This is a genomic window from Deltaproteobacteria bacterium, assembly GCA_016931625.1.
Classification (GTDB): Bacteria; Myxococcota; XYA12-FULL-58-9; order XYA12-FULL-58-9; family JAFGEK01; genus JAFGEK01.
Genome location: JAFGEK010000112.1, coordinates 1 through 9204 on the forward strand (window position 1 = coordinate 1; position 9204 = coordinate 9204).

Below are 9204 nucleotides of genomic sequence, written 5' to 3' on the forward strand. Positions count from 1 at the left end.
ACTGCTGCAGTATCTTACGGTGTCTTTAAAACAGAACAAGCTGATCGTTTTCAAATCATTGTTACTCATGAATCAATGGAGATATTCCAGTCTTTTGATGCTTCGTCTATGTCAATCATCAATACACCTGGAGTATTTAGTGTTGCGCTTGGCGGGATAGCGCTAACACTTATGATTACATCAGTTGCAGTAGCTGTGAAAAAAAGACAAAAGCGTCTTGAAGATGAAATTCAAATCCGACTGACTGACTTGCATGATAGCGAAGAATTGTTTCGTAGTCTTTTCGAACAGTCAATGGACGCATATTGTTTATTGAATAAAGATGTAATCATTGATTGTAATGAAGCCGCAATAACTTTGTTGCGCGGTGGACGTGATCAAATTGTTGGTATTAATATTAAAGAATTTTCACCCGAGTATCAACCTGATGGTAGTTTGTCAGAAGAGCAAATTGCCTATTACATTCATAAAGCAGAAAACGAACATACCGTAAAATTTGAGTGGCTTTGCCGACGTCTTGATGAAACTGATGTTTGGATTGAAATAATGTTAAGCGCCTTAGCTGTAAGTGGCGAATCAGTTTTATTTACTTCGCTAACTGATATTACTGATCGCAAGCTAGCTGCAGCAGCGTTAAAAGTAAATAAACATGAGGTTGAAAGAATATTTTTAGCGCTGCAAAGTGGTGTATTGGTTATTGACGAAGAAACTCATACAATAGTTGAAGCAAATCCAACCGCTTGCAAGATGTTTGATGCGCCACGTAGCGAAATTGTAGGTCGAGTTTGTCATGGGTTTATCTGTCCGGCAAATGTAGGTTTTTGTCCTTTAGCTGATAATAAAACTAGTATTGAAGGCACTGAACAGATCATGCTGCGTGCTGATCATAGTGAAATTCCAATTATTAAAACAGTAGTACCAATAGAATTAGGTGGTCGTCGTTGTTTACTAGAATCTTTCGTAGATATCACCGAGCGCAAGAAAATCGAAGAAATATTGCGGTCGACTATGTTTAAGCTTGAAGCAACAAACATACAGCTTGAAGAAGCAATTGAACGCGCTAACACAATGACGGTACATGCAGAGACGGCTAATGTTGCCAAGAGTCAATTTTTAGCCAACATGAGTCATGAGATTCGAACCCCGTTAAATGGCATCATTGGTATGACTGGATTACTTTTAGATACAGATCTTGGTGCTGAGCAGAGACAATATGCAGAAATCGCACACTCAAGTAGCGAGGGGTTGTTAGCAATAATAAATGATGTTCTTGATATATCAAAGATTGAAGCTGGCAAGCTTGAGATAGAGACTCTACATTTCAAATTACGAGAAATGCTCGATGATTTTGCCGCTATGATGGCGGTACAGGCACATGAACACAAACTAGAGTTTGTTTGTGCTGCAGATCCAGATGTACCTGAACATTTAATTGGTGATCCTGGTCGTTTACGTCAGATATTAATCAATCTTACTGGTAATGCGATAAAATTTACCCAGAAGGGAAAAGTTGTTGTTAGGGCTAAAGTTGTATCTGAATCATCTGAAACGGTAGTTATTCGTTTTTCAGTACGTGATACAGGTATTGGTATACCTCATGATAAAATTAATAATTTATTTAAAATGTTTTCACAGGCTGATATTGAAACTACTCGTCGTTATGGTGGTACGGGTTTAGGTTTAGCTATATCAAAACAGCTAGCTGGACTTATGGGTGGGGATATTGGTGTCAAAAGTGAACCGGGACATGGTTCTGAATTTTGGTTCAATGTTTATCTTAGCAAACAACCAGTAAATCAAACAGTAATTAAGTTACCGCATTCTCTATACGGAACGAGAATTATTATTGCTGATGCTTGTTTAGAGAGTCGTGAATTGCTTGCTATGCAGTTTCAAGCATGGGGAGCTCAAACTGTTACTGCCGGGAATGTATCAGAGGTTATCGGGATTATTAAAGAAGCAAAACAGCAACAAAATAGATACAGAGCTATATTGATTGATTTTGAGCTAATTACAAAAAGTAGCGAATCAAATTTATTGCAAAGCTTAAAATCTGATCCAAGTTATAATAAAATTATTATGGCTATAATGTTTAAGCTTGGGCAAAACGCAGAGGCTCGTAAATTAATCAGTGACATGAAAATGGCATATTTATTAAAACCCATTGCTTATGCAGAATTATATAATTGGCTCTTACGCTTTTTAGAAAAGGCACAAATACAAAGCTCTGTTGAAATAAATACAGCAATATCTTCACCCACTTCACTAGAACGTACAAATTATAGAATTTTGATTGCTGATGACAATGCCGTCAATCAGAAGGTTGCATCTGCGATACTTAATAAATTAGGAATTTACTCAGATTCTGTGGGCAATGGAATAGAAGCGATTGAAGCTTTAAAAAATATTGCATATGATTTAGTTTTTATGGATGTGCGTATGCCAGAACTAGATGGAATCGAAGCTACAAAAATAATACGTAGCGATGCGTCTAAGGTTAAGAATACCCATGTGCCAATTGTGGCGATGACTGCGTTTGCAACTCAACAAGATAGAGATGCGTGTTTGGAATGTGGAATGAACGACTATATAGCAAAGCCAATAACACCGCGCCAGCTTGCTGTTATAATAGAGCGTTGGTTGCATGATGATAGACATGCAACTCATAGTGTAGATATCACCGAAGGAGGTAAGTCTAGTTCTTTAGCCTCTGTAAAAAAAGCAAATGACGAGTTACTGGTATTTAATCATGCAGCGCTTACCGAGCGGTTAATGGCCGATGAGCCACTTATTAGTATAATTATTGATACATTTATTAAAGATTTTCCTCGCCAATTTTCAAAATTGCAGTCATATATAGAGACATCGAATCTTCAAGGTGCTGAAAGACAGGCTCATACGATTAAAGGTGCAGCGACAAATGTTGGATGTGATGCATTAAGTCGTACAGCTCTAGAAATTGAAAAAGCTGGACGGATTGGAGATATCCAAACTATTATAAATAAATTACCTGATTTGCAAAGGCAATTTGAGCTAGTATGTGAAGCTACACGAGAAGTAATCAATCAAAACTAGTAAGGGGTGATTCATGAAGTCCCTAGTGGTAGAAGATGATGTTACCAGTTCTTTGTTGCTACAAGAAATTTTAAAACACTACGGGTCTGTGATCACTGCAGTTGATGGACACGAGGCGCTATCACAAGTAAATAATGCGCTTAATGCAGATGAACCATTTGATCTGATTTGTTTAGATTTAATGATGCCGGGAATGGATGGTTTAGAAACACTACGTACCATTCGAGCTGCAGAATCTGAGAAGGGAGTAGCGTGGGTTCGCCGGCAGAAAGTAGTTATCATAACTGCTCGGCAGGATTTAGCGAGCGTAATTACTGCTTATAAATCTTTTTGTGATGCTTATCTTGTTAAACCGATAGAAAAGGCCAAATTACTTGAACATTTACGTACGCTGGGATTAATCAATTAGGTAAAATACACCTAAGGGCAATTTATAAATATTCTTAGGTGAGACATTTATCGCTATTTATTGGCAGTTGACTATATTTATAAAATATGCTAATTTATCGCGCAACTTAATGGTTTAATGTATTACAAAGTATAGGTTTTTCATAAATCGAGGAAGCGATTTTGTTGGAAAGTCTATACTTAGCAGTAAATTCGAGCCCTACTAGAGGGGGCAAAAAAATGCAAACAACGTTTAAAGTTGGTGATAAAGCTGTATACCCTGCCCATGGCGTAGGTGAAGTTACTGCCATAGAAAATCGTGAGATCTCTGGGCAAAATCAGACCTTTTATATCCTGCGTATTCTCGACAATGGGATGAAGATCATGATCCCAACGAGTAATGTTCGTCAGGTGGGTTTACGTGAAGTTATCGGTCCAGAAAAAGTTAACAGAGTTTTTGAAATTTTACGTGAAAAAGGTTTGAGTGTAGATACTACGACTTGGAATCGACGTTATCGTGAATACATGGAGAAAATTAAAACCGGATCGGTATTTGAAGTAGCAGAAGTCTTACGTGATTTGTATTTGCTTAAGACTGATAAAGATTTATCGTTTTGTGAATTAAAGCTACTTGATACTGCTCGCGGTCTGCTTATCAAAGAGCTTGCAGTAGCTCAGAATTGTGATGAAGAAGAAGTCGAGCAAGAGTTTAAAAAGATTTTTAGTTTTTAAATAAAAGTGTGCGGAACCGCTCATTTTTTTTAAGACAGTTTAAATTTACCGTTCTCATTCATTCAATAATACTACTTAGGGACAGTCCTTTATTTAAAGAGTGGTTACTTCTTAACCATGCCAAATCTTTCTGCCATAATGCACAAGAAATCATGATCTTGTGGTGAGCTACATTGAATTATCTATCAATATTTTTTTGATTAATTTGTAAACTTATAACTGACCAATCGTGTATTTATAGGCATATAGAGAGAAATATTTATTTGAATAAATATTGATAATTGTAAATGGGCGATAGATATCGAGTGTTGGAGACACTATGACTTCGGACAAAAAGCCATCTTTAAAAGATTTTGATTATTTTTCAATAAATGCCCGTCCAGCAAAATCAAGTGAATTATTAGAACATGAGCAGTTACCAGAAAATATCGAAGCCGAAATTAAATCATGGCAAAAAGAGCGTCGCCGTGCTGGTTTTTCTGCAATAACATCGACTATTGTTGTTGCAGTATGCACTTGGTTTTTATGGGGGTATCGTGATGCAATTGCTTATAGTTTTTCAAGTTCTCATCCACCCTTAGTTCTTGGTGACGTAGTTGAGCTTTCACCATCTGATATTCCACATAATTCATTTGTTGAGCTAACTGGTATAACTGAACATCGTGGTTTATCTCAAAAAACTACGCAAGGGCTGTGGCTGTTACGAGAAGAACGATGGAATTTTCGTTTTGTAGGATCACGCGGAGTTTTTATTTCTACACCGCCTGATTCATCGCGCTTTGGTTTTGCTATGAGAATTACAGTACGTGGACGCGCAATAGATCCTAAACGTGACTCAAAATATGCTCAATTTATAAGCGAATATAAAGAGCGTTTTTTTGCACGTATGCAAGATACGTCTCGCGTAATTGAAGTCGATGTTGTGCCAGGTAGTGGCAGATGGCCTTTCATTCTTTTTGCAATATTTATTGCAATAATCGTTACTCTAGATTCTAGAAGTTTATTACGTTACCTACGATCTAGACGAAGACATGTAGGAATTATGCGATAGTTTTTTACTCACCCAAAGATTTACTTAAATAATGGATTACGTTTCTGTGCAAAAGCAACAACATATATTATCATCTTTAAGTTGTCGTTTTAATCTTAATAGTCTAAATCAACCTCAACGCGAAGCAGTAATGCATAATGATGGGCCGTTATTAGTTTTAGCCGGCGCGGGTACAGGGAAAACCAGAGTAATTATTTACCGAATAGTGCGGTTAATTAGTGACGGTGTGGTACCCGCGAGAATTCTAGGGCTTACTTTTACTAACAAAGCGGCTACAGAAATGCGCCAACGGCTGGCTTTAATGATAGGCAAAGTGGCTAGTGCGGTTCGTCTGTCCACTTTTCATTCTTTAGGTCTTGAGATTATCCGTAATCATCCACAAACAGTAGGTTTACGAAAAGGATTTTGCATATATGATACTGCAGATCAATTAGGATTAGTTAGGGAATTATTACGAAATATAAAAGTTGCTGATCGTCGTTTGGATGTAAAACGTATTTTAGATATAATTTTACGTACCAAAAAAGCACGATTAGATGAAGTAGGACTTGATTGGGGAGATGATTATGAACTAGCTGCATATGATTTATACCCACGCTATATTGCGCAAATGCGAGCATATAATGCGATAGATTTTGATGATTTGATTCTGCACGCTCAAACTATTTTATCAATAGATAAGCATAAGCAAAAATGGCAGGAAACTTTTGATTACTTTCTAGTTGACGAGTATCAAGATACTAGTCCAGATCAGCTAGCAATAGTGCATGCATTATGTGGTGATAAACAAAATGTATGTGCTGTTGGTGATGATGACCAATCGATTTATTCTTGGCGAGGTGCTGCTGCAGGTAATATTCTTAATTTTGCAAAACATTTTCCTCAAGCTAAAGAAGTAGTTTTAGATCAAAACTACCGTTCGACAAGCAATGTTTTACAAGTTGCTAATTCGGTAATTCAAAATAACGCCAAGCGAAAACCTAAAAAATTGTGGTCAACTCTTGGTGAGGGTGAACCAGTAATTATTAATGCGTGTAATAGCGAGGATGATGAAGCAGAATTTGTGGGAGATACTATTGGTAGTCTTATTTATGATGGGGTGAAGCCAGAAGATATAGCCATTCTTTATCGAGCTAATGCGCAGAGTCAGATTTTTGAAGAAACGCTTGCGATGGCACGAATTGCATTTCGTGTCGTTGGAGGACAAGCGTTTTTCGATCGTAAAGAAGTTCGAGATGCGATAGCTTTTTTATCGGTAATAAATAATCCCTATGATGAAGTTAGTTTACGTCGCATTATAAATATTCCGCCACGTGGTATAGGGCCTGCAAGTGTTGAACGTTTTGTTCAGTATGCAGAGAGACATAAACGCCATTTTTTTTGGGCAATTGAACAGGCAACGAATATACCTGATATACCAAAAGCAGCAATACGTGGGGCACAATCTCTAGTTGCAGTATTAGGTCCAGCAATTAAACAAAGCAAAAAAGTACCCGCCCCTGAACTTGCGATATGGGCACGAGATATAATCTCTCAATTAAAGTTACGTGAAGCAATACTTGAAGTTGATGAAGCTCCAAGCTTGCTAACACGTAGAGTAGACAATCTTAATGAAGTGATAAACGCTATTGATAGATATGCTGCCAGTGCATCCGTTAATGAATTAGGTCTAACAAATTTTTTATATAACTCTGCATTGTTAAGAAGTCCTGAAGAAAACGATATAGAAAATAATGGTCGTGTTACTTTAATGACATTACATGCAGCTAAAGGTTTAGAATTTCCTTATGTTATGATGGTTGGAATGGAAGAAGACTTGCTACCGCATAAAAATATAATCGCTGGTGATGGAGATCTTAGCGAAGAAAGGCGCTTATGCTACGTTGGCATGACCAGAGCGCAACGCCGTCTTTGGCTGACCTATGCTCGTCAAAGACGGCAATACGGTAAATTTGTGGATCGCAATCCTTCTCGTTTTTTACAAGAAATTCCAGATAGTGCTGCAGTTAACAAACAAAGTAATGATTTTTTAGCATCGCAAAATGAAAATTCTGATGATTTAGCCAATGACTTTTTTAAGAAAATGCGTTCGCAATTAGGAATTGATGTAACCGATTAATAAAACCTTTTTAATCAAGAACAAAATGTAAAGGTTGTAACGGTCGGCCATCGCGTCTTACTTCATAATGCAGATGAGGGCCCGTAGAACGGCCACTATTACCAACGGCAGCAATAGTTTCTCCACGCTTTATATGATCACCAGGCTTGATATAAATTTTGCTGAGATGAGCATAATGAGTCTGTATTGCATAGCCATGATCGATTACCAGGGTTAATCCATATCCGCCGCGTCTTCCAGTGAAAATAGCTACACCATCGGCTGGGGCAATTACGTCAGTGCCAATACGTCCACCAATATCGATGCCTTTATGCATAACCCATCTATTATTAGAAATAGGATCTAGTCGTTTTCCGAAGTAACTAGTAATGAAGCCTTTTACTACCGGACTTAGCGAGGGTGTATTGGATAATAACTGATTTGCATCGTGAAAGTATTCAAGTAACTCACCAAGTGAGGTTTGTAACTCTAGGCCTTCTGAATCCAATTGTTCAAAAGCTAATGGTAGGGCTATGTATGGAAGTTTAAGTAATTGGTTATTATTATGGTGGAGGCTAAAAGGTAAAGAATTGTCATTTAATGAATTGATAGTAGCATCATCGTCAAGTGGGCCAATGCCAAAGATATCAGTTTTGGAGTTAAGCCCACTTTTTGACCATATTTGTGCGAAGGTAAGATTGGTTTTTAGAGCAATAAAACGGCTTTTGGGCAATCGCTCTTGAATTTGATGTAATACCAGATTAAGAATTTTATTTTCATGCTCTATCTCTGCAGACTCTTTAGCTGCATTATTGTTTAAAATAGAACTTAGAGAAATTAATAGAATAAAAACAAAACTAATCAATGTAATTATAGATGCGGTTAACAAAGTTGAAACAGCTATACTAACACGACGTACAGAGCGTCCAGTAGAGTCTAGAATTACTAAAAAGTAGCGACGATTAATCACAATATATTAAGAGTATCCAAGGCTTAATCCAGAGTCAAATAAGTGTTGCTAAATAATAGACAAACATACAAGTAGGTAAATGTATGTTGGTATCGCTTTTAATAGTTAGTAAAAAAATTGGCTCATACGAGAGGAATGCCGGTACCTGGAGTGCGGGTTTTGCCTAATACTTGGTTGGAGGCTGCATTGCCATCAATACCGCCACTAGTTTGAGCAATCATCGAACGCAATTCATCGAGACGATTAGCAAATGGCGCAAGCAATTGTTTTAGGCTTTTGCCATCTATATGAAATAGTTCACCTTTAGGAATAGCAGCATCAACATTGGTCATATTAAGATGTTGATTTTGTTGTAGCATAAATTGAGCGCCATAAGTTGATGCAGCAGAGTTATCGCTAAATGGTGTTAGCGTCGCATCTTGAACTGCCATCCAGTTTAAATAATGGCCAGTAGCTTGATTGGGGGTAATTGAGTCATTACCACAGAAAATGGCAGAGTCATCTTCAAAGGCAGTGAAAGTGCCGGGGTTATCGACACCGTTCATGTCATTTTTGGCATGTACGGCACCTACTTGTTGAATTGATTCTGTCATTTTTGCCTCCGTATTTATCTTACAATGATTTGCATCCGAAAATAATACAAGCCATTAAATAATTAATTTTAACTCATATATAATAAAACTTTTATTTTATTAATAGTACACTTAATGAAGTGGGTTGGTTATTTTTGCCTAAAAACATTTACAAAGCACGTTAAAAACGTATTAGATGAAATTATTATATGTTATGTTATTGTGATAATTGCAAATAAAAATAGCTAAATATGAGTTAATCGCCAACATTTATGGATACGCGGGGATTTTTTAAAATCAATCGGTATTGTTTCAGCAG

At 37.1% G+C, this 9204-nt stretch carries 7 protein-coding genes; 5 read left to right on the plus strand and 2 right to left on the minus strand.

Annotation, left to right across the window (positions count from 1 at the left end):
* The 5 genes from JW841_10000 to JW841_10020 all read left to right on the plus strand — a co-directional run.
* The coding region (locus tag JW841_10000) for a response regulator (protein MBN1961270.1) at positions 1-3075 on the plus strand (3075 nt) is incomplete at its 5' end.
* Positions 3076-3088: 13 nt separating this feature from the next.
* Positions 3089-3484: a response regulator gene (locus JW841_10005; protein ID MBN1961271.1), complete on the plus strand. Its 396-nt coding sequence runs from the start codon at positions 3089-3091 to the stop codon at positions 3482-3484.
* Positions 3485-3702: 218 nt separating this feature from the next.
* Entirely contained in the window at positions 3703-4194 is a 492-nt protein-coding gene (locus JW841_10010) for a CarD family transcriptional regulator (GenBank protein ID MBN1961272.1), read from the plus strand.
* A gap of 319 nt (positions 4195-4513) precedes the next feature.
* On the plus strand, positions 4514-5245 hold the full coding sequence (locus tag JW841_10015) for a hypothetical protein (protein ID MBN1961273.1): 732 nt from the start codon (positions 4514-4516) through the stop codon (positions 5243-5245).
* Between the two features lie 31 nt (positions 5246-5276).
* Positions 5277-7364, plus strand: a complete 2088-nt coding sequence (locus tag JW841_10020) for a UvrD-helicase domain-containing protein (protein ID MBN1961274.1) — start codon at positions 5277-5279, stop codon at positions 7362-7364.
* Between the two features lie 10 nt (positions 7365-7374).
* Here JW841_10020 and JW841_10025 read toward each other — a convergent pair whose 3' ends face one another.
* A complete protein-coding gene (locus JW841_10025; GenBank protein MBN1961275.1) occupies positions 7375-8313 on the minus strand; it encodes a M23 family metallopeptidase in 939 nt (312 codons plus the stop codon).
* Positions 8314-8435: 122 nt separating this feature from the next.
* Positions 8436-8906 carry a hypothetical protein gene (locus JW841_10030; GenBank protein ID MBN1961276.1) on the minus strand — a complete coding sequence of 157 codons (471 nt, stop codon included), beginning with the start codon at positions 8904-8906 and terminating at the stop codon, positions 8436-8438.
* Positions 8907-9204 lie beyond the last annotated feature (298 nt).

Bases quoted from the DNA above. Each gene is read 5' to 3' on its own strand.
- JW841_10030 (MBN1961276.1), bottom strand. From the start codon at position 8,906: ATGACAGAATCAATTCAACAAGTAGGTGCCGTACATGCCAAAAATGAC.
- JW841_10010 (MBN1961272.1), top strand. From the start codon at position 3,703: ATGCAAACAACGTTTAAAGTTGGTGATAAAGCTGTATACCCTGCCCAT.
- JW841_10020 (MBN1961274.1), top strand. From the start codon at position 5,277: ATGGATTACGTTTCTGTGCAAAAGCAACAACATATATTATCATCTTTA.
- JW841_10015 (MBN1961273.1), top strand. From the start codon at position 4,514: ATGACTTCGGACAAAAAGCCATCTTTAAAAGATTTTGATTATTTTTCA.
- JW841_10005 (MBN1961271.1), top strand. From the start codon at position 3,089: ATGAAGTCCCTAGTGGTAGAAGATGATGTTACCAGTTCTTTGTTGCTA.